The following is a 23,450-nucleotide window of genomic DNA, read 5'->3' on the forward strand; positions in this document are numbered from 1 at the left end:
CGCACGGTCAGGATGAGACCGCTTCCCCCGGGAGGACCCTTGGCTCTCTCGCCGACGGACGTGACGCAGTTGGCCACCGTGGATTCGGCGCGGGCGGCGCGCGTGCTCAGCGAGGTCCGCGCGGCCACCCTTTCCGGACAGCGCGCGCCGGTCGCGCCGCGCCCGGTGATCGAGCGGTCCTGGGAGCGGATGCTGCGCAGCGGTGTGGACCCGGACCACGACTTCCGCTCGGGACTGCTGTCCCGCGAGGAGGTGCAGCGGCGCCGGGAGGACACCGCGCTCAGACATGTGCTGCCGGTGCTGCGCGAGGGGCTGTTGTCGGTGGCCGACGTGGCCCACCACATCATGGTGGTCGCCGACGACGAGGGCCGGGTGCTGTGGCGGGAGGGCAACTCCTCCGTGCTGCGCAAGGCGGACAGCCTCGGGTTCGAACTCGGCGCCGACTGGCGGGAGGACGTCGTCGGCACCAACGGCATCGGCACCCCGGTCGTGGTGCGCCGGCCCGTACAGGTCTTCGCCTCCGAGCACTTCCAGCGCTCGCAGACCTCCTGGACCTGCACCGGCGCCCCCATCACGGACCCGCGGGACGGCCGGCTGCTCGGCGTGGTGGATGTCAGCGGCCCGCTGGAGACCATGCATCCGGCCACGCTCGCCTGGGTCGACTCGGTGGCCAAACTCGCCGAGGCCCGGCTGCGGGAGCTGCATCTGAGCGCGCTGGAGCGGCTGCGCGCGGTGGCGGCGCCGGTGCTGGCGCGGCTGACCGGGTGGGCGCTGGCGGTGGACCGGGACGGCTGGACGGCCGCGGTGACCGGGATGCCGTATCCGAACCGGATCTCGCTGCCCAAGAGACTGACGCCGGGGCGGCGTTGGCTGCCGACGCTGGGTCCGTGCTCGGTGGAGCCGCTGGCGGGCGGCTGGCTGCTGCGGGGCGCCGACGAGCCGGTGCCGCCGGGGGCGACCCGGATCACGCTGGACCTGACCCGGCCGCGCCGCTGGTCGGTGACGGTGTCCGGTGGCGGCGCCGGCTCCTGGAGCCATGAACTGAGCCCTCGGCACGCCGAGTTGGTGTATCTGCTGGCGCTGCACCCGGCGGGGCGCAGCGCCGCGGAGCTGGCCGAGGACATGTTCGGTGACCCGGGCCGCACGGTGACGGTGCGCGCCGAGATGTCGCGGGTACGGCGCTATCTCGGGGCCTTCCTGGAGCACCGGCCGTACCGCTTCCGGGAGGACGCGGAGGTCGAGGTGCTGCTGCCGGACGACCCGCGTGATCTGCTGCCGCACTCCTCGGCACCGACGGTGGCGCGGGGCCGGATCTCGACCGGCATGTCCTGAGTCGTCAGCCTTTCCGCCCAATCCGCACGCATATACGTGCTGTCTCGGGGCGCATATTTGCGGGGTCTTAGTCCGCAGACGTACTCAACTGCCGTAGCATCCCTCTACGGGCCACCCCACCTGCTCCTTTGGTCAACACACAGACCAATGGCAGCAGTTGGCTCGCCTCGGGAGGTTTAATGAAGCACCGCGGCAGACACCGCCGACGCAGGCAGGGCCGGGCCGTCCGGGCGTTCCTCGCCGGAACCGCCCTGGCGCTCACCGCCGCCGCCACGATGATCAGCGCCTCGCAGGCCACGGTCGGCGACAACCCGGGGGCGCTCACTCCTCTCACCCGGGCCGCCGACAGCGACGCGCTGCGCCTGCGGGAGCAACTGGTCCCGCAGACCACCCTCGACGAACTCTCCGCCGGGATGGGCGAGCCGGTCGGTGTCGGCGCCGTCCTCGCGACCGCCGACCGGAGCCTGCGCGAGGCGAGCGGCTGTGCGGCCGTCGAGCGCACCGCCCTGCCGGTCGCACCGGCGGCCACCCGCGCGTACTGCTGGGACAGCGCCTCCACCCGAGGCTGGCGTGCGGGGGCCGTCACCACCTCGGGTGACGCCGACGACGACGGCTGGTGGAACGACCATCGGGTGATCCTCTCCGGCTGGAGCCAGGGGACCGCCGAGCGCGGACTCGCCCGGGTCGCCTTCGTCGACGCGAACGACCTGGCGCATCTGCGCTACGCCTCGGCCCTCCTGGTCGTCCCGGTCGACGGCGGACGCGACTACCGCGCGCTGACCTCCCGGCTGACCGGGATGGTCTGGTACCAGGACAAGCTGCTGGTCACCGCCGCCGACGGGCTGTACGTGTACGACATGAACCGCGTCCAGCGCACCACGGTCGACAGCGCCGCGGTGGGCCGCGTGGACACCGGCTGGTCGGCGCACGGCCAGCGCTTCGTGCTCCCGGCCGTCGGCACGTACCGCCTGACCGGCGGGAGCGCCGCTCCCCGTATCGGCGGTATCTCCCTCGACCGCAGCACCGCGCCCGACAGCCTGGTCGCGAGCGAGTCGACGGCCGCCGACAGCGACCGGCCCGCCCGGCTGTGGCGCTACGACTTCAGCGGGGACCCGGCCCGCACCGGCCTGCCGGCCACCGACGCGACCGGGTCCGTCGCCCCGGTCGAGGCGTACGAGACGGAGGCGTCCGGTATCCGGGGCGTCCTGTCGCACCGGGCGAGCGGGGCCGACCGCTCCGACTGGTACGTGGGCCGCGACCCGGGCAGCACCGACCGGCAGGGCAGCCTGTGGCGCCAGGACACCGACGGCGCCGAGGCGACCCGCTGCGGCGAGGAGGACGCGCCCAGGTGCTGGGGCACCCGGGTGGGACCCCTGTCGTACTGGGAGGCGACCGGTGAGGTCTGGTCCCAGTCGGGCCGGATGCTGTTCGCCGTGCCGCTGACGTCGGTCGACGGGGCGCTCGGCTAGCCGGGGCGGCCGGTCCGCCGTGGTGCCGCCCCGCGTGGACGCCGATCGACAGATCGGCCACTCGGGTGGTTCCCTGGCGGTCATGACCAACATCCCCGTGACCACCTGGTCCCTGGAGCAGACCTCGCCCACCGACCTCCTCCCGGCCGCGGCGCCGGAGGGGGACGTACGGATCGTCCGGTCCGAGGTGCCCTCGCCCGAGTTCAGCCGCTTCCTGTACGCCTCGGTCGGCGGCGACATCCTGTGGATCGACCGGCTGGGCTGGACGTACGCGCGGTGGCAGGAGCACCTGGACCGTCCGGGGGTCGAGACGTGGGTGGCCTACGACCGGGGGACGCCGGCGGGGTACGTGGAGCTGGGCCCGCAGGACGAAGGGGTCGTGGAGATCGAGTACTTCGGCCTGATCCCGGCCTTCCGCGGCCGCCGTATCGGCGGGCACCTGCTGGCGTACGGCGCCGCGCGCGCCTGGGATCTGGCGGACCGCTGGCCGGGGCTGGCGCCGACGAAGCGGGTATGGCTGCACACGTGCAGCAAGGACGGCGAGCACGCCATGGACAACTACCAGCGCCGTGGCTTCAAGCTCTTCGACACCAAGGTCGAGGAGGAGGCCCTGGCCTCGACGCCCGGACCGTGGCCGGGGGCATACCCAGCCTGACCTGGGCAGAAACGACCCAATACGGCCATGTGACCGACGACACGCGTGTCTCACTCTACGGGACACGAGTGTCCGCATGACGGACAAAGCTGGACTGTGTCCAGATCGCCGTGCCACGCTTCCGTCATGTCTGGAACTGGAATTGCCTTGGTGAGTCGGCGGCACGTCGACCTCGGCCGCATGTCCAGCGCCATCTGTCCGGCGCGCTGACAGCCCCGCAGCGCCCGACATCTCTCTCTTCCCGCTTCCTTTCCGCGCAATGACGCGCACGTATACCCATGCGCCCGTATGCGCAGGTAAGAGCCGCTTTCCCGCCTGTCCCGAAGGACGTATCAACCATGGCCGCCACCCCGCAGAAGCCTGCCGCCGCGACTCCCCGCCGCAAGGTGAGCCGTCACCGCGGCGAGGGTCAGTGGGCCGCGGGACACTTCACCCCGCTCAACGGCAACGAGCAGTTCAAGAAGGACGACGACGGTCTCAATGTGCGGACACGCATTGAGACGATCTACTCCAAGCGTGGCTTCGACTCGATCGACCCCAACGACCTTCGCGGCCGGATGCGCTGGTGGGGCCTCTACACCCAGCGCAAGCCCGGGATCGACGGCGGCAAGACCGCGATCCTGGAGCCGGAGGAGCTGGACGACAAGTACTTCATGCTGCGGGTGCGGATCGACGGCGGCCGGCTCACCACCCAGCAGCTGAGGGTGATCGGCGAGGTCTCGCAGGAGTTCGCGCGCGGCACCGCCGACATCACCGACCGGCAGAACGTCCAGTACCACTGGATCCGGATCGAGGACGTGCCCGAGATCTGGAACCGGCTGGAGGCGGTCGGCCTGTCCACCACCGAGGCCTGCGGTGACACCCCGCGCGTGGTCCTCGGCTCGCCGGTCGCCGGTATCGCCGAGGACGAGATCATCGACGGCACCTCGGCCATCGACGAGATCCACCGGCAGTACATCGGCAGCAAGGAGTTCTCCAACCTGCCGCGCAAGTTCAAGACGGCGATCTCCGGCTCGCCGCTGCTGGACGTGGCGCACGAGATCAACGACGTCGCGTTCGTCGGTGTGCACCACCCCGAGCACGGTCCCGGCTTCGACCTGTGGGTCGGCGGCGGCCTGTCCACCAACCCGAAGATCGGTGTCCGGCTCGGCGCCTGGGTGCCGCTGGACGAGGTCCCGGACGTCTGGGCGGGCGTGATCGGCATCTTCCGCGACTACGGCTACCGGCGGCTGCGCACCCGCGCCCGTCTGAAGTTCCTGGTCGCGGACTGGGGCGCGGAGAAGTTCCGCCAGATCCTCCAGGACGAGTACCTGGGGCGTGAGCTGGTCGACGGCCCAGCCCCCGCCCAGCCGCTCCAGCGCTGGCGCGACCACGTCGGTGTGCACCGGCAGAACGACGGCCGTTTCTACGTCGGGTTCGCCCCGCGGGTCGGCCGGGTGGACGGCACAACCCTGACGAAGATCGCCGAGCTCGCCGAGGCACACGGCTCGGGCCGGGTCCGGACCACCGTCGAGCAGAAGATGATCATCCTCGATGTCGAGGAGGCGCAGGTCGACTCGCTCGTCGAGTCCCTGGAGGCGCTGGACCTCACCGCCCGGCCGTCCTCGTTCCGGCGCGGCACCATGGCGTGCACCGGCATCGAGTACTGCAAGCTCGCCATCGTCGAGACCAAGGCGCGCGGCTCCCAGCTCATCGACGAACTGGAGCGCCGTATCCCGGACTTCGACGAGCCGCTCACCATCAACATCAACGGCTGCCCGAACGCCTGCGCCCGTATCCAGGTGGCAGACATCGGTCTCAAGGGGCAGCTGGTCGTCAACGACCGCGGCGAGCAGGTCGAGGGCTACCAGGTGCACCTGGGCGGCGCGCTCGGTCTGGAGGCCGGCTTCGGGCGCAAGGTGCGTGGCCTGAAGGTCACCTCCGAGGAGCTGCCGGACTACGTCGAGCGCGTCCTGAAGCGGTTCCAGGAGGAGCGCGAGGACGGCGAGCGGTTCGCCACGTGGGCGGCGCGTGCTTCCGAGGAGGCCCTGTCATGAGCGAGCGGGCCGCCCCCTTCTACTGCCCCTACTGCGGCGACGAGGACCTCCGTCCCAGCGAGCAGGGCCACGGCGCGTGGGAATGCGCGGCGTGCAACCGCGCATTCCAGCTGAAGTTCCTCGGGTTGCTCACCCGGGGCCTTCAGCCCAACGACGCAGGGGGAGACGAGATATGACCGCGGTTCAGGAAGAGCGCACGACCGACGATCTCAAGGCGCTCGCCGAGCGGGCGGGCCGTGACCTGGAGGACGCCTCCGCGCTGGAGATCCTCCGGTGGGCGGCCGACACCTTCGGCAAGCGCTTCTGCGTGACCTCGTCGATGGAGGACGCGGTGGTCGCCCACCTCGCCTCCCGCGCGATGCCCGGCGTGGACGTCGTGTTCCTCGACACCGGCTACCACTTCGAGGAGACCATCGGCACCCGCGACGCGGTGGAGGCGGTGATGGACGTCAACGTCATCACCCTGACCCCGCGTCAGTCGGTCGCCGAGCAGGACGCCGAGTACGGCCCGAAGCTGCACGACCGCGACCCCGACCTGTGCTGCAAGCTGCGCAAGGTCGAGCCGCTGGAGCGAGGGCTCAAGGAGTACGTGGCCTGGGCGACCGGGCTGCGCCGCGACGAGTCCCCGACCCGGGCGAACACCCCGGTCGTCGGCTGGGACGACAAGCGCCAGAAGGTGAAGATCTCCCCGATCGCCCGCTGGACGCAGGACGACGTGGACGCCTACGTCGCCGAACACGGCGTGCTGACCAACCCGTTGCTGATGGACGGCTACGCCTCCGTCGGCTGCGCCCCCTGCACCCGCCGGGTGCTGGAGGGCGAGGATGCCCGCGCCGGCCGCTGGGCGGGCCGCGGCAAGACCGAGTGCGGGCTGCACGGATGACGACGAACACTGAGGAGTTGCAGGTGACGACCGGAGCCACCGTCTGGCTCACGGGTCTGCCGAGCGCCGGCAAGACCACCATCGCCCACGAGCTGGCCGGCCGGCTCCGCGCGGAGGGCCACCGCGTCGAGGTGCTCGACGGCGACGAGATCCGCGAGTTCATCTCGGCGGGCCTCGGCTTCAGCCGCGAGGACCGGCACACCAACGTGCAGCGCATCGGCTTCCTGGCCGAACTGCTCGCCCGTAACGGCGTCAAGACGCTCGTACCGGTGATCGCGCCCTACGCCGACAGCCGTGACGCGGTGCGCAAGCGCCACCAGGAGGGCGGGACGCCGTATCTGGAGGTGCACGTGGCCACTCCGGTCGAGGTGTGCTCCGTACGCGATGTGAAGGGTCTGTACGCCAAGCAGGCCGCGGGCGAGCTCAAGGGGCTCACGGGCGTCGACGACCCGTACGAGGAGCCGGAGACGCCGGATCTGCGCATCGAGTCCCAGAACCAGACCGTGCAGGAGTCCGCGGCGTCGGTGTACGCCCTGCTCAGCGAAAGGGGTTTGGCATGACGACGACCGTCGCCAAGGTGGAGGAGGGTACGGACGCGCCGTACGCCCTCTCGCACCTGGACGCGCTGGAGTCCGAGGCGGTGCACATCTTCCGCGAGGTCGCGGGCGAGTTCGAGCGGCCGGTGATCCTGTTCTCCGGCGGCAAGGACTCCATCGTCATGCTGCACCTGGCGCTGAAGGCGTTCGCCCCCGCGGCGATCCCCTTCTCGCTGCTGCACGTGGACACCGGGCACAACTTCCCCGAGGTCATCGAGTACCGGGACCGTACGGTCGCCCAGCACGGTCTGCGGCTGCATGTCGCGTCCGTGCAGGACTACATCGACCGCGGCGCGCTCAAGGAGCGTCCGGACGGTACCCGCAACCCGCTCCAGACGGTGCCGCTGACGGAGAAGATCCAGAGCGAGAAGTTCGACGCGGTCTTCGGCGGCGGACGCCGGGACGAGGAGAAGGCGCGGGCCAAGGAGCGCGTCTTCTCGCTGCGGGACGAGTTCTCGCAGTGGGACCCGCGCCGCCAGCGGCCCGAGCTGTGGAACCTGTACAACGGCCGGCACGCCCCCGGCGAGCATGTGCGCGTGTTCCCGCTGTCCAACTGGACCGAGCTGGACGTCTGGCAGTACATCGCCCGCGAGGGCATCGAGCTGCCGGAGATCTACTTCGCCCACGAGCGCGAGGTGTTCGCGCGCAGCGGCATGTGGCTGACGGCCGGCGAGTGGGGCGGCCCGAAGGACGGTGAGACCGTCGAGAAGCGTCTCGTGCGCTACCGGACCGTGGGCGACATGTCCTGCACCGGCGCCGTCGACTCCGACGCGGTGACGCTGGAGCAGGTCATCACCGAGATCGCCGCGTCCCGGCTGACCGAGCGCGGCGCCACCCGCGCCGACGACAAGATGTCCGAGGCCGCGATGGAAGACCGTAAGCGCGAGGGGTACTTCTAAGCATGAGCACGACCACGGAACTCTCCGAGACGACCCTGCTGCGGTTCGCCACCGCCGGCTCCGTCGACGACGGCAAGTCCACGCTCGTCGGCCGCCTGCTGCACGACTCCAAGTCGGTCCTCGTCGACCAGCTGGAGGCAGTGGAGCGCGCGTCGGCCTCGCGCGGGCAGGACGCCCCGGACCTCGCGCTGCTCACCGACGGCCTGCGGGCCGAGCGGGAGCAGGGCATCACGATCGACGTGGCGTACCGTTACTTCGCCACGCCCCGGCGCCGGTTCATCCTCGCCGACACCCCCGGCCATGTGCAGTACACCCGCAACATGGTCACGGGCGCGTCGACGGCCGAGCTGACGGTGATCCTGGTCGACGCCCGCAACGGCGTCGTCGAGCAGACCCGCCGGCACGCCGCGATCGCCGCGCTGCTGCGGGTGCCGCACGTCGTGCTCGCCGTGAACAAGATGGACCTGGTCGACTACCAGGAGTCCGTGTTCGCCGCGATCGCCGAGGAGTTCACGGCGTACGCGCTGGAGCTGGGCGTCCCGGAGATCACCGCCATCCCGATCTCGGCGCTGGCCGGCGACAACGTGGTGGACCCGTCCGCGAACATGGACTGGTACGGCGGCCCGACCTTCCTGGAGCACCTGGAGACGGTCCCGGTCAGCCACGACCTCAGCCACTGCCACGCCCGGCTGCCCGTGCAGTACGTGATCCGGCCGCAGACCTCCGAGCACCCGGACTACCGGGGCTACGCCGGTCAGATCGCCGCCGGTTCGTTCCGCGTCGGCGAGTCCGTGACCGTGCTGCCGTCGGGCCGTACGTCGCGGATCTCCGGCATCGACCTGCTGGGCGAGCCGGTCGGCATCGCGTGGACCACCCAGTCGGTGACCGTCCTGCTGGAGGACGACATCGACATCTCGCGGGGCGACCTGATCGTGCCGACCAAGGACGCTCCCGCGACCACGCAGGACATCGAGGCGACCGTCTGCCATGTGGCGGACGCCACGCTGACCGTCGGCCACCGGGTGCTGCTCAAGCACGGCACCCGCACGGTGAAGGCGATCGTCAAGGACATCCCGTCCCGGCTGACGCTGGACGACCTGTCCCTGCACCCGCACCCGGGACAGCTCGTCGCCAACGACATCGGCCGGGTGAAGATCCGTACCGCCGAGCCGCTGCCGGTCGACTCCTACGCCGACTCGCGCCGCACCGGCTCGTTCATCCTGATCGACCCCAGCGACGGCACCACGCTCACCGCGGGCATGGTCGGCGAGTCCTTCGCCTCGCCGGAGCCGGTCAAGGACGAGGCCGATGACGACGGGTGGGACTTCTGACATGAGGGCCCAGGACGTCTACTCCACGTTCGCGAAGGAGGGTGGCCGCGTCGGCAGCGGCGCCCTCGGCAGCGGACAGGGCGGTGTGTCGCGATGTGTGCGCTGACCCGTCCTTCGTCCATCTGCCGATCTCCCGGCCGCGCCTGACCAGGGCGTGAGTGCCGGGCCACCGAGAGGAACCCCTCCCCGTGCCTGCCACCCCCGCCCTGCGACGGACGCTCGCCGTCCTGGCCGCGCTGCCGCTGCTCGCCCTCGCGGCGTGCGGCTACGGCTCGCAGGCCAAGGAGAACACCGAGCAGGCCATCGCGGGGGCGCCCAAGGTCGACGGCCTGGACTCGGTGAAGATCGGCTACTTCGGGAACCTCACCCACGCCACCGCGCTGGTCGGCCGGCACGAGGGGCTGTTCCAGAAGGAGCTGGGCGGCACGACGGCGAAGTACTCGACGTTCAACGCCGGTCCGTCCGAGATCGAGGCGCTCAACTCCGGGTCCGTCGACATCGGCTGGATCGGCCCCTCCCCCGCGATCAACGGCTACCTCAAGTCCGGCGGCAAGAACCTGCGGATCGTCTCCGGTTCGGCCTCGGGCGGCGTGAAGCTGGTGGTGAACCCCGAGAAGATCAAGTCCCTGAAGGACGTCAAGGGCAAGAAGATCGCCACGCCTCAGCTGGGCAACACGCAGGACGTGGCCTTCCTCAACTGGATCGCCGAGCAGGGCTGGAAGGTCGACGCGGAGAGCGGCCAGGGTGATGTCTCGGTCGTCCGCAGCGACAACAAGATCACGCCGGACGCCTACAAGTCCGATTCGATCGACGGGGCGTGGGTGCCGGAGCCGACGGCGTCCAAGCTGGTCGCCGAGGGCGGGAAGGTGCTGCTCGACGAGGCCGACCTGTGGCCGGACAAGAAGTTCGTGATCACGAACGTGATCGTGTCGCAGAGCTTCCTGAAGGAGCACCCGAAGGCCGTGGAGGCAGTCCTGCGCGCCTCGGTGAAGACCAACGAGTGGATCGGCGCCAACCCGGACAAGGCGAAGGCCGCGGCGAACGCGCAGTTGAAGGCCGACACCGGCAAGCCGCTGCCGGCCGACGTGCTCGACCCGGCGTGGCAGTCCATCCAGGTCACCGACGACCCGTTGGCCACCACGCTCACCACGGAGGCCGGGCACGCGGTCGAGGCCGGACTGCTCCAGAAGCCGGACCTGACCGGCATCTACGACCTGGCCCCGCTGAACAAGGTCCTCAAGGCCGAGGGCGAACGCGAAGTGGACGACGCCGGACTCGGCGTCCAGTAAGCCCCATTCCGAGAGATCCCAGGAGGTGACGACCATGGCAACAGCCCTCGCCAAGGCCGCCGGCACGGATGTGTCCGTGGAGCACGCCGCGCGCATCGAGCACGTGTCGAAGTCCTTCGCCGGCCCCGCCGGACAGCAGCTGGTCCTCGACGACATCACGCTCGATGTCGCGCCCGGTGAGTTCGTCACCCTCCTCGGGGCGTCCGGCTGCGGCAAGTCGACGCTGCTGAACCTGGTGGCCGGGCTCGACAAGCCCACGGCCGGCGCCATCACCACCGACGGGCGTCCGGCGCTGATGTTCCAGGAGCACGCGCTGTTCCCGTGGCTGACGGCCGGCAAGAACATCGAACTCGCCCTGAAGCTGCGCGGGATCGCGAAGGCCGAGCGGCGCGAGCGCGCCGAGGGGCTCCTCGAACTGGTCCGGCTGAAGGGCGCGTACGGCAAGCGGGTGCACGAGCTGTCCGGCGGTATGCGCCAGCGCGTCGCCCTGGCCCGCGCGCTCGCCCAGGACAGCCGGCTGCTGCTGATGGACGAGCCGTTCGCCGCGCTGGACGCGATCACGCGGGACGTGCTGCACGACGAACTGACCCGCATCTGGCGGGAGACGGGTGTGTCGGTCCTGTTCGTGACGCACAACGTGCGCGAGGCGGTTCGGCTGGCCGAGCGCGTCGTGCTGCTGTCCTCCCGTCCGGGCCGGGTCGCCCGGGAATGGGAGGTGGGCATTCCGCAGCCGCGCCGTATCGAGGACGCCGCGGTCGCGGAGCTGTCCCGGGAGATCACCGAAGAACTGCGTGGGGAGATCCGCCGTCATGGCCAGCACTGACACGACCGCCAAGGACGGCAACGATCTCGCCGGACTCGAAGCCGGCCTGGACGCCCTGGACACGGTCCAGACGAGCCGTACGCCGTTGCGCAGGACCCTGACCCAGAAGGTCCTGCCGCCGATCGTCGCCGTCGCCCTGGTGCTGGGCATCTGGCAGCTCCTGGTGTCGACCGGAGTCGCCGACGACCCGTCCAAGCTGCCCGCGCCGGCCGACGTGTGGGGCGAGCTGCGCGAGGCGTGGCTCCAGGGCACGCTCCACGAGTACATCTGGACGTCCGTCTCGCGCGGCCTGCTCGGCTTCCTGCTGGCGCTGGTGATCGGGACGCCGCTGGGTCTGCTGGTGGCGCGGGTGAAGTTCGTGCGCGCGGCGATCGGGCCGATCCTGTCCGGTCTCCAGTCGCTGCCATCGGTCGCGTGGGTGCCGCCCGCCGTGATCTGGCTGGGTCTGAACGACAAGATGATGTTCGCGGTGATCCTGCTGGGCGCGGTGCCCTCGATCGCCAACGGCCTGGTCTCCGGCGTGGACCAGGTGCCGCCCCTCTTCCTGCGGGCGGGCCGCACGCTGGGCGCGACGGGCCTGAAGGGCACCTGGCACATCGTGATGCCGGCCGCGCTGCCCGGCTATCTGGCCGGTCTGAAGCAGGGCTGGGCCTTCTCCTGGCGTTCGCTGATGGCGGCGGAGATCATCGCGTCCTCCCCCGACCTGGGCGTGGGCCTGGGCCAGTTGCTGGAGAACGGCCGCAACACCAGTTCCATGTCCATGGTCTTCTTCGCCATCCTCCTCATCCTGATCGTCGGTATCGCCATCGACCTGCTGATCTTCAGCCCGCTGGAGCGGTGGGTGCTGCGCAGCCGCGGTCTGCTGGCAAGGAGCTGAATCCCGATGTCCGTGAAACCGGTCCTTCTCGTCATCGCCCACGGCAGCCGCGACCCGCGCCATGCCGCGACGGTGCACGCCCTCGTGCGACGCGTGCGCCGCCTGCGCCCGGACGTGCGGGTGGAGACCGGCTTCCTGGACTTCAACATCCCGTCCGTGCAGGGGGTACTGGAGTCGCTGGCGGCCGAGGGCGTCCGCGACGTCGTCGCACTCCCGCTGCTGCTGACCCGCGCCTTCCACGCGAAGGCCGACATCCCGGCGGTCCTGCGCGACGCGCCGCGCAGCCTGCGCATCCGGCAGGCGGAGGTGCTCGGTCCGTCACCGCTGCTGGTGTCGGCCCTGGAACGGCGCCTGTACGAGGCGGGCCTGACGCCCGCCGACAAGTCCTCGACCGGGGTCGTGCTGGCCTCGGCGGGGTCCACCGACCCGGAGGCGATCGCAGTGATCGCAGAAATCGCGCGGGAGTGGCGGCACACCGGTTGGTGCGCCGTGCGGCCTGCGTTCGCCTCCGCATCTCTCCCCCGTACGGAGGACGCGGTGCGCGAGCTGCGCGCCCTGGGCTGCTCACGGATCGCGGTCTCGCCGTACGTCCTGGCCCCCGGCTTCCTCCCGGACCGCATCGCCCGGGGCGCGGCCGAGGCTGACGTACTGGCGGATGTACTCGGACCGGCCCCCGAGGTGGCCCGGGTCCTGCTGGAACGCTACGAAGCGGCACGGACGCCGGTGCTGACGGCGATCGGGGCCTGAGCGCGACGCTTGGTGCCCGCAGCCGTCAGGGCTGAAAGCGCCACGCCCCCGCGTCAGAGCCCGAGCACCCGGTCCATCTGCTGGACCAGGGCCAGGCTGCCGCTGCCCGCCGGTACGCCGGTGCGGATGGCCTCCAGGGCGAAGCGGATTCGGCCTCGGTTGGCCGGCAGGCCGTCGAGGGCGGCGTGGCGCAGTTCGTCCCGGACGATCTCGCCCTTGGGGACGAGCGCCGGGTTCTCGATGCCCAGCAGCTCCACGAGCCGCTCCGCGTGGCGCAGCACCGCGGCCGGATCGGCGCCGTTGTCGGACGGACCGTCGATGTCACGGATGTTGTAGCTGCTCACTGTCCCGCCTCCCGGTGGTCGCGCCGATCACCCTAGGGACAACACCGACCCCTTGTCCTGCGGTTGGACCGAGCGGCGGTCGGATGATCAGCCCAGGTTGACAACCGCGTCATCGGCCAGCCGCACCAGCTCCCCCACCGGCATCGATCCCGGCGCCCGCCGCTCGCGCGCGAAGGTGTCCGCGAGGTGCTGTAGGAGCTCGTTCAGCGGTGTCGGTACGCCGTGCAGCCGGCCGAGCAGGGCGATCTCGCCGTTGAGGTAGTCGGCCTCGATGGTGCCGGTGCCCCGAAAGAGGGACTGCCAGGAGGAACCGCCGCCGCGCGGGGCCCCGTCGAGGGGGACGAGGGTGACCTTGTCGCCCCGGACCGCGCGCTGTTCCTCTGCGCTCGTGTACGCGATCCCGGCGGCGTCCAGCACGGCCACGCCCTCGGCCCGCACCCGCCGGAACAGCTCCCGGGCGTCCTCGCCGTCGACGGGACCGGCCACGGCCTCCAGCGCGTTGCCGAGGTTGGACAGCAGCTTGGCGTACTGCCAGCGCGCCACATCCGCCACCACCGGCGCCTCGAAGTGCGACTTCTCCAGGTCTTCGGCGAGAAGTCGGGCGGTCTCGTCGGTGCCGTGCGGGTGGCGGCCGAGGTGGAGGATGCCGGTGAGGGGGTGGCCGGCCGCGGCGACGACGCCGGGTTCGACGTACGTCGACGGCAGCCAGACGCAGACGCCGTGGACCCGTCTGAAGAGCCGCAGGGCCAGGCGCTGACTCTCGACGCCGTTCTGCGCGCAGACCAGTGGCAGCCGCTCGGCGGCCGTACCGCCGCCCTCGACCGGGGCCGGCCCCCAGGTCCGCAGCGCGGCGGCGCTGTCCTGTGTCTTCACCGCGAGGACGAGGACGTCGTCGGGGCACAGTACGCCGAGCCCGGCGGGTCCGTCGACCACCGGCAGCCGGTGGGTCAGCTCCCCCTCCGGCACCCTGAGCCGCAGCCCTTGATCCCGTAGGGCCTCGAAGTGGGCGCCCCGGGCGACCAGGACGACCTCGTGTCCCGAGCCCGCGAGCCGTCCGCCGATGACGCCGCCGACGGCTCCGGCACCGATGATGACGTAGCGCACGGTCACTCCGCCTCGGGCGTGAACGGCGTCGCCTGATGGAAGTACATCTGCCAGCCGTCCTCCGTCAGCCGCCACAGTGAACTGCGGTGCGCGTGGCTGCCGTTGTACTCCGTGTCGAAGGTGAGGTGGACGAGGTCGGGGGCGAGCTGGACGCCGTCGATCCGTGACACGACGACCGGCCGGGGCCCCGCGTCCTCGCCGGAGACGAGGGACTCGATGATCGAGGTGCGGTCCCAGTGCCGTCCCGACGCGCCGAACTCCCGGAACTGCGGGTGCAGCAGCTGGGCGAGCAGTTCGGCGGAGGACCGCACCTGCGGCTGGAGCAGGCGCAGTTCCCCCTCGACGGCGGCTTCCACTGCGGCGCCATGGACGTCAGTCACCGGTCATCTCCACGAGTTTCACGACGGTGTTCCAGTTACGGCTGGTGGCGATCAAACCCTTGTTGAGCCGGGGCCGCGACAGGATTTCGGCAAGCTTGGATCGGCCGAGGCCGTTGGGGGCGTACAGGTACAGCGCGCGGTCGCCGAGCCGGAACTCCTCGGGCAGGAAGGCGGTTCGGTCGATCTCGGCGAAGCGGTCGGCGTCGACCGGGGCGGAGAAGTAGGTGACGTGGAGCTGCTTGGGCTCCAACTCGGCGGCCGGGAAAGGGCAGTTGTCGGCGATCGACCGGAGATAGGCGTGGTCGCGCACGATCACGTCCACAGTGAAGCCGAACCGCTTCTCGATCGCCGTCGCGAGCTCCGCCGCCAGGGACTCCTCGTCGCCGTGGTCGGAGGCGAACACCGCCTGGCCGCTCTGGAGGTAGGTGCGTACGCCGTCGTGGCCGAGTCCGGTGAGCAGGGTGCGCAGGTCGGCCATGGGGAGTTTTCTGCTGCCGCCCACGTTGATTCCGCGCAGCAGCGCCGCATACGTCGTCATTCGGCCACCTTAAGGCGAGGTGACCGGCCGTGGGCGGCCGTCGTGCCCCGTGGGGGCGGGCACGACGGCCGGAACCCGTAAGTTACTTACCGGTCAGCACGAAACACAACCTCCTTCGCCCGATCCACGGCTTCCTCCCCGGGATCCTCACCCCGACCGTGCCGGGTAGATGTAAGGGGCCGTCATCCTCCCCAGTGGGGAGGGCCCGGGGGTCGCGGGGATGAGTTGCGGCCGTCGCACCTCACCGGGGAGCACGACGAGATGGGTTTATCCGCCCCATACCTTCGAATCGAAAGGAGGCGGCAGGGGGCCGCCACCGCAATACATAGGGGGCAAGCCCGTCATGGTGAACGGAGATACGCGGGTGCGAGGTCTCGCCGCTCGCGCCGGCGGCTGGAGCGCCCGGCACCGATGGGCTGCCGTCGGCATCTGGGTGCTGTTCGTCGTCCTGGCGATGGGGCTCGGTTCGGCGGCCGGCCGCGTCGACGTCAAGGACAGCGACCAGCTGAAGGGCGAGAACTACACCGCCGCCAAGATCATCGAGGATGCCGGGATCGAGGAGCCGGCCAGTGAGACCGTCCTGATCCAGGCCAAGGACGGCTCGCTCAAGGCGACCGACAGCGAGTTCCGAACGGCCGTCACGGCGGTCGTCGAGGCGGTCGAGGGCACCGGCAAGGTCGCGGACGTGACATCGCCGTACGACACACAGACGATCTCGAAGGACGGGCGCAGCGCGCTCGTGCAGTTCGACATCCGAGGCGAGTCGGAGACCGCGGGTGAGCGTGTCGAGCCCGTGCTGAAGGCCGTCGAGGACGTCCAGAAGGACCATCAGTCGCTGCGGATCGAGGAGATCGGCGGCGCGAGCATGATGAAGACGTTCGACGACGCGTTCGGGGACGACTTCCAGAAGGCCGAGTACTCCGCGGTGCCGGTGGCCCTCGGCATTCTGCTCATCGCCTTCGGCGCGCTGGTGGCGGCCCTGCTGCCGGTGCTGCTGGCGGTCACCGCGATCATGGCGACGATGGGCCTGATGGGCATCGTCAGCCATGTGATGCCGATGAGCGACACCGCGAACTCGGTGATGCTGCTGGTCGGCCTGGCCGTCGGCGTCGACTACTGCCTGTTCTATCTGCGCCGTGAGCGCGAGGAGCGTGAGGCCGGCCGGGACGCGCAGACCGCGCTGAGGGTCGCCGCCGCCACCAGCGGCCGGGCGATCATCGTCTCCGGCGTCACGGTGTGCGTGGCGATGGCGGGCATGCTGTTCACCGGTCTCGCCGAGTTCGAGGCGATGGGCCTGGCCTCGCTGATGGTCGTGGCCGTCGCCATGGTCGGGTCGGTGACGGTGCTTCCGGCGCTGCTGTCCCTGCTGGGCGAGCGGGTCGAGAAGGGCAAGATCCCCTTCCTGCACCCGCAGAGCAAGCTCCGTCGCAACCGGGGGCAGGGCACCCGCGAGAGCCGGTTCTGGACGGCCGTGCTGAAGGGCGTCCTCGCCCGGCCGGTGATCGCGTTCGTCGTCGCGGCCGGTGCGCTGCTGGCCATCGCGGCTCCGGCGGTCGGCATGAAGACGCAGAACCTCACGCTGGACCAGGAGTTCGGCGACTCACTGCCGATCGTGCAGACGTACAACCGGGTCAACGAGGCCTTCCCGGGCGGTTCCGAGCCGGCCGAGGTGATCGTCAAGGCGAACGACATCAACGCCCCGGACGTGAAGTCCGCGCTCGCCGACTTCCGTGACCGGGCGATCAGTTCGGGTGCCTCACGCGGCCCGGTCGAGATCAAGCTGCACGACGAGCAGAACGTCGCCTTCGTGTACGTGCCGCTGGTCGGCGGCTCCGACCTCGACAAGGCGGGCGCGAGCCTGGACAAGCTGCGCGACGACGTGCGTCCGGCCACGCTGGGCAAGGTGGACGGTGTCGAGGCGCCGATCACCGGTCAGGTCGCGGGTTCGAAGGACTTCAACGACCAGCTGGCCGGAGCGGTCGTCCCGGTCTTCGCCTTCGTCGTGGTCTTCGCCTTCCTGCTGATGCTGCTGTGCTTCCGCTCGCTGACGATCGCGATCACCTCGATCGTGCTGAACCTGCTGTCGGTGGGCGCCGCGTACGGCATCCTCGTCGCGGTCTTCCAGCACGGCTGGGGTGCGTCCCTGGTGGGCGCGGAGGGCGTCGGCGCCATCATCACCTGGCTGCCGCTGTTCCTCTTCGTGATCCTGTTCGGCCTGTCGATGGACTACCACGTGTTCGTGGTCTCGCGGATCCGCGAGGCGCGGCTGCGGGGCCGTACGACGAAGGACGCGATCCAGCACGGCGTGGTCACCACGGCCGGGGTCGTCACCAGCGCAGCGGTCATCATGGTCGCCGTGTTCGCGATCTTCGGAACGCTGTCCATGCAGTCCATGAAGCAGATGGGCGTCGGCCTCGCGGCGGCGGTCCTCATCGACGCGACGATCATCCGGGGCGTCCTGCTCCCGGCGGTCATGGCACTGCTCGGTGAGCGCAACTGGTACTTCCCGAAGTGGCTGAACCGCCTGCCGGACCTCACGCACGACGAGGCGCCGGAGGCCGTGACCCGGGGCGCCGCCCGGGACGACGAGGGCCAGCGGGTGCCCGTCTGACCCCGCCCGCCCGACAGAGGGCCCGTCGGTTCCGTGGGAACCGACGGGCCCTCGCTCATGCCCCGGCCGCCCGGAGCTCCGCCTCGATCAGGTCGGCGGCCCGCCGGGTGCCGCCTTCCCCGGCCATCTCCGCCTGGATGTCCTTCAGCCGCCGGGCGACCTCGGGGTCGTCGACGAGCGCGAGAGCCGTCTGGCGCAGGGTATCGGCGGTGGCCTCCTCGGTCGGGACGTGCCGGGCGACGCCGATCGCCTGGAGCATGTCGGCGTTGCCGAACTGGTCCACGGCCTGCGGTACGGCGATCATCGGGGTGGCCGTCGCCAGCCCCTCCTGGCTGCCGCCGGCGCCGGCGTGGGTGACGAACAGGTCGGCCTGCCTCAGGATCGCCAACTGCGGCACCCAGGAACGCACTTCGACGTTCGGCGGCAGGTCACCCAGCTCGGCCGGGTCGACATGCCGGCCGACCTGGAGCACCAGGTGCCAGCCCGGCAGCTCGCCGAAGGCGCGCACGCACTCCCGGTAGAAGGCGGGCTGCTTGGTGAACGCGGACCCGAGGGAAACCAGGACGACCTTCTCGGCACCGGCCGGCCGCTGCCAGTCGCCCTCGGCGGTGCGGTCGCCCTGGCAGGCGCCGACGAAGGTGTGCACCGACTCGTCCACGCGGTCGGCGTTGGGCTGAAGGGCCCGCGGGATGAGGACGAGCGAGCGGTCGGGTCGGCCGGCGAACGGATCGGGGTGCTGTGTGATGCCGTTCTCCTCCAGCCATGTCTGGAAGCGCCGGTAGTACGCCTGCCCGCGCTCGGTCTTCTTCGGCTCCGCCCACATCGGCTCGGCGATCTCCTCCTCGTAGCCCTCCCAGGCGACGAGGTTCGGCGAGAGCGAGATCGCGGGCACGCCCCAGCGGTGGGCGAGGACGCGCGCCGGGTACGAGGTGATGTCGTGCAGGACGAGGTCCGGCTCGTCCCCGTCGTACGCCTCGATCAGCTGCGGGAGGGCCTGGATCGCGTCGGCCAGGAACGGCTCGACGTTGTCCAACAGGGTGCTCCCCCACGCCTCCGGGTCGGCGTCGGGTCCGGGCAGCGTGGAGTTCCAGAGCTTCGGCTCGGCCCCGGTCACGGCGACCTTCTCGGCGAAGGCCGGGGGGATGGCGTAGGTGACCCGGTGCCCGCGCGCCACGAGCTCTCGGATCACTTCGAGGCTGGGGTTCACGTGGCCGTGGGCGGCGATGGAGAACATGGCGATGTGCGCGGGGGTGGTCATGTCGTGAACCATAAACGAGACGATACGTCTCGTGCAACCTGTTTCGGCGTCGGTCGCGTCCGTTCTCATGACGCCAGCACCTCGTGCAGCCTCAGCCATGCCGCCGGCGGCACCTCACCGACCAGAACCCTCGCGTCGAGCCGGGCCGCCCGGAACGCCGCGTCCACCCGCCGCCTCGGGTGCGCCCGGCACAGGGACGCGTGCAGCGAGCCGCCGACTCCCCGGAAGCCCAGCTCGATCAGGCGCCGCCAGCTGTCCTGGGCACCGGCCGGCAACAGCGGGGTGCGGCGCCGCTCGATCCGCACGACGCCGGCGTCCACGCGCGGCACGGGCCGGAAGCTGTACCGCCCGACCCGGCCCACGAGCCGCCACTCGTAGCGCGGCCAGGTCAGGATCGTCAGCCGGGTCCAACTGCCGTAGTCCCCTGTGCGTTTACGGGCGTACTCGAGCTGGGTGAGGAGGGTGGCGTCGGTGAGAGCGGGGGCCCGCAGGCACCAGTCGACGATGGCGGCGGTACGGGAGAAGGGCACGTTCCCGGCGACGGAGAACGGCGTGCGCGGTGCTCGTGCGGTGAGGAAGTCCTCGCCGACGACGCGGACCTGGGGAGTGCCGGAGAAACGTGAGCGCAGTGCGGGGACGAGCCGTGGGTCGATCTCGTAGGCGATCAGGCGCTGACAGCGCGGGGCGAGCAGCTCGGTCAACGCGCCTTCTCCGGCGCCCGCTTCGAGCAGCAGGGGTGCGCTGCGTCCCTTCGGTACGGCGAGCCGGGCGAGGCGGCGGGCGGCGGCGCGGTCGGCGAGGAAGTTCTGGGAGAGCGCGCGGGAAACGCGGGTGGGGCGGGCCATGGCCTGCGGTCCTTGTCTTCCGTGGAGAGAGGGGAAGGGCAGACGAAGGCCCTGACCGGAAGACAGAGGAGAAGAAAGGGGGCGAAGCGCGTCCGCGACGGATCAGCGGGCGTGGCTCCCCGGGCCGGTCAGGGCTCCGGGGCCGCGGCGCATCCGTACGGAGTGCGCGTCGCCCCGGCCGAGACCGGTGATGATGATCGCGTTGTTCGCTGCCACGGACGGCACGTTAGGCGCGGCCGGACGGCGCGGACAACCGAATTACGTCAGCGCTGGTAGCGCGCGAGGACCAGGTTCCCGTCCTCCTCCAGACGCTCCCGCAGCTCACCGAGACCGATCGCCCCGCTGTAGTACTCCTGGAAGGCGGGCGTGGCGACCTTGTCCTTCCACTCCGGGTAGCCCCGCACGGACTGCGCGGGCGCCGAACGCAGGTGGCCGGCGAGGGCGGTGCCGGTGGCCCAGTCGTCCTCGGTGGTATGCAGGGCGGGGTCCTTCAGGGCCTGCGTACCGGTGGGCAGCATCCAGTCGCCGAGCGCCAGTCGCACCATGTTCTCGGGGCGCAGCAGGAAGTCGATGAACCGGGCCGCCTCCCGTTGGTGCGGGCTGTCCTCGGCGATGGACAGGGTCTGCGGGCTGACGCCCTGGGTCAGGCCGTCGGCGCCCGCCGGGGCGGGCAGCACCTGCCAGTCGAAGCCCTTCGGCGCCTGCTGCACGATCTGCTGGCGGTAGGAGAAGCCGAGCGGGACCATCGCGTACCGGCCGCCGAAGAAGCCGGGCAGGGTGTCCGAGCCACCGCTGCCCAGGGTCGTGGGCGAGGCGCTGCGGTCGGCGTTGACCTGGTCCCGGACGGTGCGCGGCATGACCTCGTCGGCGGCCTCGAAGCGGACGGTCACCTTGCCGTCGGCGCCCCGGTGGAAGAGCTGTCCGCCGGACGACAGCGACAGGTTGAGCGTGGCGGAGACGGGCTCCTTGAGCGGCCAGGCCACCCCGTACCTGCCGTCGCCGCCGAGTTCGTCGGTGATCTTCTTGAACTCGGGCCAGCTCCACGGGTGTTCGGGAGTGGGGATACGTACGCCGGCCTCCTTCAGCCACTTCGCGTTGGCCACGAGCACCCGTGGCTCCTGGAGGAAGGGGACGCCGTAGACGCCGTCACCGAAGGTCGCCGTCTCCCAACTGCGCTGCGGGATATCCGACTTGAGTCGCTCGGGCAGCAGGTCGGTCAGATCGGCGAGGTAGCCGCCGTACGCGAAGTCCGCGAGGTCGTCCGAGGCGTCGTGGATGATGTCCGGCGCCTCGCCGCCCTCGAAGGACGTGAGCAACTGGTCGTGGACGCCGTCCCAACTTCCCTGGACATACTCGACCTTGACGTCCGGATGGGCGGCGTTCCACTCCTTCACCAGCTCCTGGTTGACCTCGACGGACTCCTCCTGCCAGGCCAGGGACTGGAAGCGAAGGGTGACGCGGCCGGTGCCGGTGTCGCCGCCGTCCGAGGTGCAGCCGGCGAGCAGCAGGACGAGGGCGATCAGGCCCGCGACTTTGACGCGCATCAGTTCTTCACCGCCCCGGCGAGCATGCCGCCTGTGATCCGTCGCTGGAGGACTGCGAACACCACCAGCGAGGGCAGGGTCGCGAGGAACGCCGCGGCGGCCAGCGGACCCAGGTCCGCGACCCCCTCCGCGCCGATGAAGTGGGTGAGGACGACCGGCAGGGTCTGCTTCTCGGGGGTCTTCAGCAGCACGAGCGCGAAGAAGAACTCGTTCCACGCCGTGACGAACGCGAACAGCCCCGTCGCCACGATCCCGGGCGCCAGCAGCGGCGCGGTCACCGAGACGAGGGTGCGCAGCCGCCCGGCCCCGTCGACCGCCGCCGCCTCCTCCAGTTCGGGCGGCACCGCGCGGACGTATCCGACGAGCATCCACAGCGCGAACGGCAGCGCCCACACCACGTACACCATGATCAGACCCGGCATGGAGTTGATCAGGCGCAGGTTCTTCAGCACCAGGAACAGCGGGATGATCACCAGCACCAGCGGGAAGGCCTGGCTGACCACCACCCACCCGGTCGCGGCCCGCGCGAGCGGGGTGCGGTGCCGGCGGGCCATGACGTACGCCATCGGCGTCGCGAGGAGTACGGCGATCAGGGCGGCGCCGAGCGCGGCGATCAGGGAGTTGAGCGCGGCGTGCAGCAGGGGCTGCTCGTCGAAGGCCTGGCGGAAGTTGGCGAGGGTGGGGTCGTCGGGGATCCAGGTGGGGTGCAGACTGCCCAGCTCGCGCGGGGGTTTGAAGGCGGTGGAGACCAGCCACAGGAAGGGGAACGCGAGGAAGACGAGGTAGGCGAGCAGGGCGGCGTACTGTCCGGCGCGGCCGGTGCGGCTGGTCCTCACGCCTCGTCACCTCCCCGGAGCCGGCCGACCAGGAACACGGCGAGGAGTACCGAGATCAGCGCGACCATCACGCATCCCATGGCCGCCGCGTAGCCGAACTGGCCGTAGCGGAAGGCCTCTTCATAGGCGAAGAGCATCGGAAGGCGGGTGCGGCCGCCGGGGCCGCCGCTGGTGAGGACGTAGACCAGGGCGAAGGAGTTGAAGTTCCAGATCAGGTTGAGTGCGGTGATGGACAGGGCCACGGGTTTGAGGGCGGGCCAGGTGACCGTGCGGAAGCGGCGCCAGGCACCGGCGCCGTCCACGGCCGCGGCCTCGTGCAGTTCGCGCGGGGTGTTCTGGAGGCCGGCCAGCAGCGCGACCGTCGTGGTCGGCATTCCCGCCCACACGCCCACGACGATCACGGCGGGCAGGGCGGTGCCGAGCCCGCTGAGCCAGTCGCGGCCGTCGCCGAGGCCGAGGTCGCGCAGGGTCTCGTTGAGGATGCCCGCGTCGGGGCTGTAGACCAGCCGCCACATCACGCCGACGACGACCTCGGGCATGGCCCAGGGGACGATCGCGAGGGCACGCGCCAGCCATCTCAGCCGTAGATCCTGGTTGAGGAGGAGGGCGAGGCCGAGCGCCAACAGGAACTGCGGCACGGTGACGCCGACGGCCCAGACCAGGCCGATCCGGAACGACTCCCAGAACAGCGTGTCGTGCAGCAGGTCCCGGAAGTTGAGGGCGCCGATCCACTGGGTGGGCCGGGTGCGTCCGGACTGGGCGTCGGTGAAGGCCAGCAGGATGCCGTAGAGCAGCGGTCCGACGCTCAGGATCAGGATGGGGATCAGGGCGGGCAGGACGAGGAACCAGGCGCCGTGATCCGTGCCGCGCCGCCGGCCCTTGCCGCCCGGCGCAGGCCTCACCGGCCTCTCCGCCTCGGTCACCAATGTCACGGAATCAGCCCCTTTGCACGGCTCGGGTGGGCCCCGTCATGGTCGTGAAGGCGCCGTACCCCGTCAAGGCCGCGCGCACGCGGTCCGACCTGTGGAAATGCGAGACTGAGCGGCGATGGCG

General features: G+C 70.8%; 23 protein-coding genes and 1 pseudogene. 15 read left to right on the top strand and 9 right to left on the bottom strand.

Annotated features, from left to right (window positions below; genetic code table 11):
* Positions 1–39: 39 nt before the first annotated feature.
* From ACIQWG_RS31980 to ACIQWG_RS32045, 14 genes are all read left to right on the top strand, one after another.
* Positions 40–1,332, top strand: a complete 1,293-nt coding sequence (locus ACIQWG_RS31980; RefSeq protein ID WP_404102012.1) for a GAF domain-containing protein — start codon at positions 40–42, stop codon at positions 1,330–1,332.
* A gap of 179 nt (positions 1,333–1,511) precedes the next feature.
* Positions 1,512–2,801 (top strand): hypothetical protein, encoded by a 1,290-nt coding sequence (locus ACIQWG_RS31985; protein ID WP_404102013.1) that lies wholly within the window; start codon positions 1,512–1,514, stop codon positions 2,799–2,801.
* A gap of 82 nt (positions 2,802–2,883) precedes the next feature.
* Positions 2,884–3,456 (top strand): GNAT family N-acetyltransferase, encoded by a 573-nt coding sequence (locus ACIQWG_RS31990; protein ID WP_404102015.1) that lies wholly within the window; start codon positions 2,884–2,886, stop codon positions 3,454–3,456.
* Positions 3,457–3,582: 126 nt separating this feature from the next.
* Complete coding sequence (locus ACIQWG_RS31995) at positions 3,583–3,666, top strand: putative leader peptide (protein WP_310591794.1); 84 nt, start codon at positions 3,583–3,585, stop codon at positions 3,664–3,666.
* Positions 3,667–3,794: 128 nt separating this feature from the next.
* Positions 3,795–5,492: a nitrite/sulfite reductase gene (locus tag ACIQWG_RS32000; protein ID WP_404102016.1), complete on the top strand. Its 1,698-nt coding sequence runs from the start codon at positions 3,795–3,797 to the stop codon at positions 5,490–5,492.
* Positions 5,489–5,668 (top strand): hypothetical protein, encoded by a 180-nt coding sequence (locus tag ACIQWG_RS32005; RefSeq protein WP_030967755.1) that lies wholly within the window; start codon positions 5,489–5,491, stop codon positions 5,666–5,668. The genes ACIQWG_RS32000 and ACIQWG_RS32005 overlap by 4 nt, the downstream gene beginning before the upstream one ends.
* On the top strand, positions 5,665–6,375 hold the full coding sequence (locus ACIQWG_RS32010; protein WP_404102017.1) for a phosphoadenylyl-sulfate reductase: 711 nt from the start codon (positions 5,665–5,667) through the stop codon (positions 6,373–6,375). The genes ACIQWG_RS32005 and ACIQWG_RS32010 overlap by 4 nt, the downstream gene beginning before the upstream one ends.
* Entirely contained in the window at positions 6,372–6,935 is a 564-nt protein-coding gene (gene cysC, locus ACIQWG_RS32015; RefSeq protein ID WP_404102019.1) for an adenylyl-sulfate kinase, read from the top strand. Before ACIQWG_RS32010 ends, cysC begins: the two co-directional genes overlap by 4 nt.
* On the top strand, positions 6,932–7,870 hold the full coding sequence (gene cysD, locus ACIQWG_RS32020) for a sulfate adenylyltransferase subunit CysD (RefSeq protein WP_404102021.1): 939 nt from the start codon (positions 6,932–6,934) through the stop codon (positions 7,868–7,870). Before cysC ends, cysD begins: the two co-directional genes overlap by 4 nt.
* Positions 7,871–7,872: 2 nt before the next feature.
* The gene (locus ACIQWG_RS32025; protein ID WP_404102023.1) at positions 7,873–9,201 is read left to right on the top strand and encodes a sulfate adenylyltransferase subunit 1; all 1,329 of its coding nucleotides are present in this window, start codon (positions 7,873–7,875) and stop codon (positions 9,199–9,201) included.
* Between the two features lie 188 nt (positions 9,202–9,389).
* Positions 9,390–10,490, top strand: a complete 1,101-nt coding sequence (locus ACIQWG_RS32030) for an aliphatic sulfonate ABC transporter substrate-binding protein (protein WP_404102025.1) — start codon at positions 9,390–9,392, stop codon at positions 10,488–10,490.
* Positions 10,491–10,524: 34 nt separating this feature from the next.
* Positions 10,525–11,313: an ABC transporter ATP-binding protein gene (locus tag ACIQWG_RS32035; RefSeq protein WP_404102026.1), complete on the top strand. Its 789-nt coding sequence runs from the start codon at positions 10,525–10,527 to the stop codon at positions 11,311–11,313.
* Complete coding sequence (locus ACIQWG_RS32040; RefSeq protein ID WP_404102028.1) at positions 11,300–12,190, top strand: ABC transporter permease; 891 nt, start codon at positions 11,300–11,302, stop codon at positions 12,188–12,190. The genes ACIQWG_RS32035 and ACIQWG_RS32040 overlap by 14 nt, the downstream gene beginning before the upstream one ends.
* 6 nt (positions 12,191–12,196) lie before the next feature.
* Complete coding sequence (locus tag ACIQWG_RS32045; protein ID WP_404102030.1) at positions 12,197–12,937, top strand: sirohydrochlorin chelatase; 741 nt, start codon at positions 12,197–12,199, stop codon at positions 12,935–12,937.
* 53 nt (positions 12,938–12,990) lie between these two features.
* On the opposite strand, the gene ACIQWG_RS32050 is transcribed toward ACIQWG_RS32045, so the two are convergent.
* From ACIQWG_RS32050 to ACIQWG_RS32065, 4 genes are all read right to left on the bottom strand, one after another.
* A complete protein-coding gene (locus ACIQWG_RS32050) occupies positions 12,991–13,281 on the bottom strand; it encodes a hypothetical protein (protein ID WP_404102031.1) in 291 nt (96 codons plus the stop codon).
* Between the two features lie 87 nt (positions 13,282–13,368).
* On the bottom strand, positions 13,369–14,385 hold the full coding sequence (locus tag ACIQWG_RS32055) for a ketopantoate reductase family protein (protein WP_404102033.1): 1,017 nt from the start codon (positions 14,383–14,385) through the stop codon (positions 13,369–13,371).
* Positions 14,386–14,387: 2 nt separating this feature from the next.
* Positions 14,388–14,765 (bottom strand): DUF4440 domain-containing protein, encoded by a 378-nt coding sequence (locus ACIQWG_RS32060; protein ID WP_404102035.1) that lies wholly within the window; start codon positions 14,763–14,765, stop codon positions 14,388–14,390.
* Complete coding sequence (locus tag ACIQWG_RS32065) at positions 14,758–15,303, bottom strand: DUF1697 domain-containing protein (protein ID WP_404102037.1); 546 nt, start codon at positions 15,301–15,303, stop codon at positions 14,758–14,760. Before ACIQWG_RS32065 ends, ACIQWG_RS32060 begins: the two co-directional genes overlap by 8 nt.
* Positions 15,304–15,646: 343 nt before the next feature.
* Between ACIQWG_RS32065 and ACIQWG_RS32070 the strand changes: the two genes are divergently transcribed.
* Entirely contained in the window at positions 15,647–17,914 is a 2,268-nt protein-coding gene (locus ACIQWG_RS32070; RefSeq protein WP_404102038.1) for an MMPL family transporter, read from the top strand.
* Between the two features lie 55 nt (positions 17,915–17,969).
* On the opposite strand, the pseudogene ACIQWG_RS32075 reads toward ACIQWG_RS32070, so the two are convergent.
* The 5 genes and pseudogenes from ACIQWG_RS32075 to ACIQWG_RS32095 all read right to left on the bottom strand — a co-directional run bounded on the left by ACIQWG_RS32075 (position 17,970) and on the right by ACIQWG_RS32095 (position 23,329).
* A pseudogene (locus ACIQWG_RS32075) lies at positions 17,970–19,209 on the bottom strand (glycosyltransferase).
* A 28-nt stretch (positions 19,210–19,237) separates the two neighbouring features.
* The gene (erm, locus tag ACIQWG_RS32080) at positions 19,238–20,017 is read right to left on the bottom strand and encodes an ErmE/ErmH/ErmO/ErmR family 23S rRNA (adenine(2058)-N(6))-methyltransferase (RefSeq protein WP_404102039.1); all 780 of its coding nucleotides are present in this window, start codon (positions 20,015–20,017) and stop codon (positions 19,238–19,240) included.
* Positions 20,018–20,280: 263 nt separating this feature from the next.
* The gene (locus tag ACIQWG_RS32085; RefSeq protein ID WP_404102041.1) at positions 20,281–21,561 is read right to left on the bottom strand and encodes an ABC transporter substrate-binding protein; all 1,281 of its coding nucleotides are present in this window, start codon (positions 21,559–21,561) and stop codon (positions 20,281–20,283) included.
* Positions 21,561–22,397 carry a carbohydrate ABC transporter permease gene (locus ACIQWG_RS32090; RefSeq protein ID WP_404102043.1) on the bottom strand — a complete coding sequence of 279 codons (837 nt, stop codon included), beginning with the start codon at positions 22,395–22,397 and terminating at the stop codon, positions 21,561–21,563. The genes ACIQWG_RS32085 and ACIQWG_RS32090 overlap by 1 nt, the downstream gene beginning before the upstream one ends.
* Complete coding sequence (locus ACIQWG_RS32095; RefSeq protein ID WP_404102044.1) at positions 22,394–23,329, bottom strand: carbohydrate ABC transporter permease; 936 nt, start codon at positions 23,327–23,329, stop codon at positions 22,394–22,396. Before ACIQWG_RS32095 ends, ACIQWG_RS32090 begins: the two co-directional genes overlap by 4 nt.
* Between the last annotated feature and the right edge of the window lie 121 nt (positions 23,330–23,450).

Source organism: Streptomyces sp. NPDC098781, from assembly GCF_044759995.1.
In the GTDB taxonomy this organism is placed as follows: domain Bacteria; phylum Actinomycetota; class Actinomycetes; order Streptomycetales; family Streptomycetaceae; genus Streptomyces.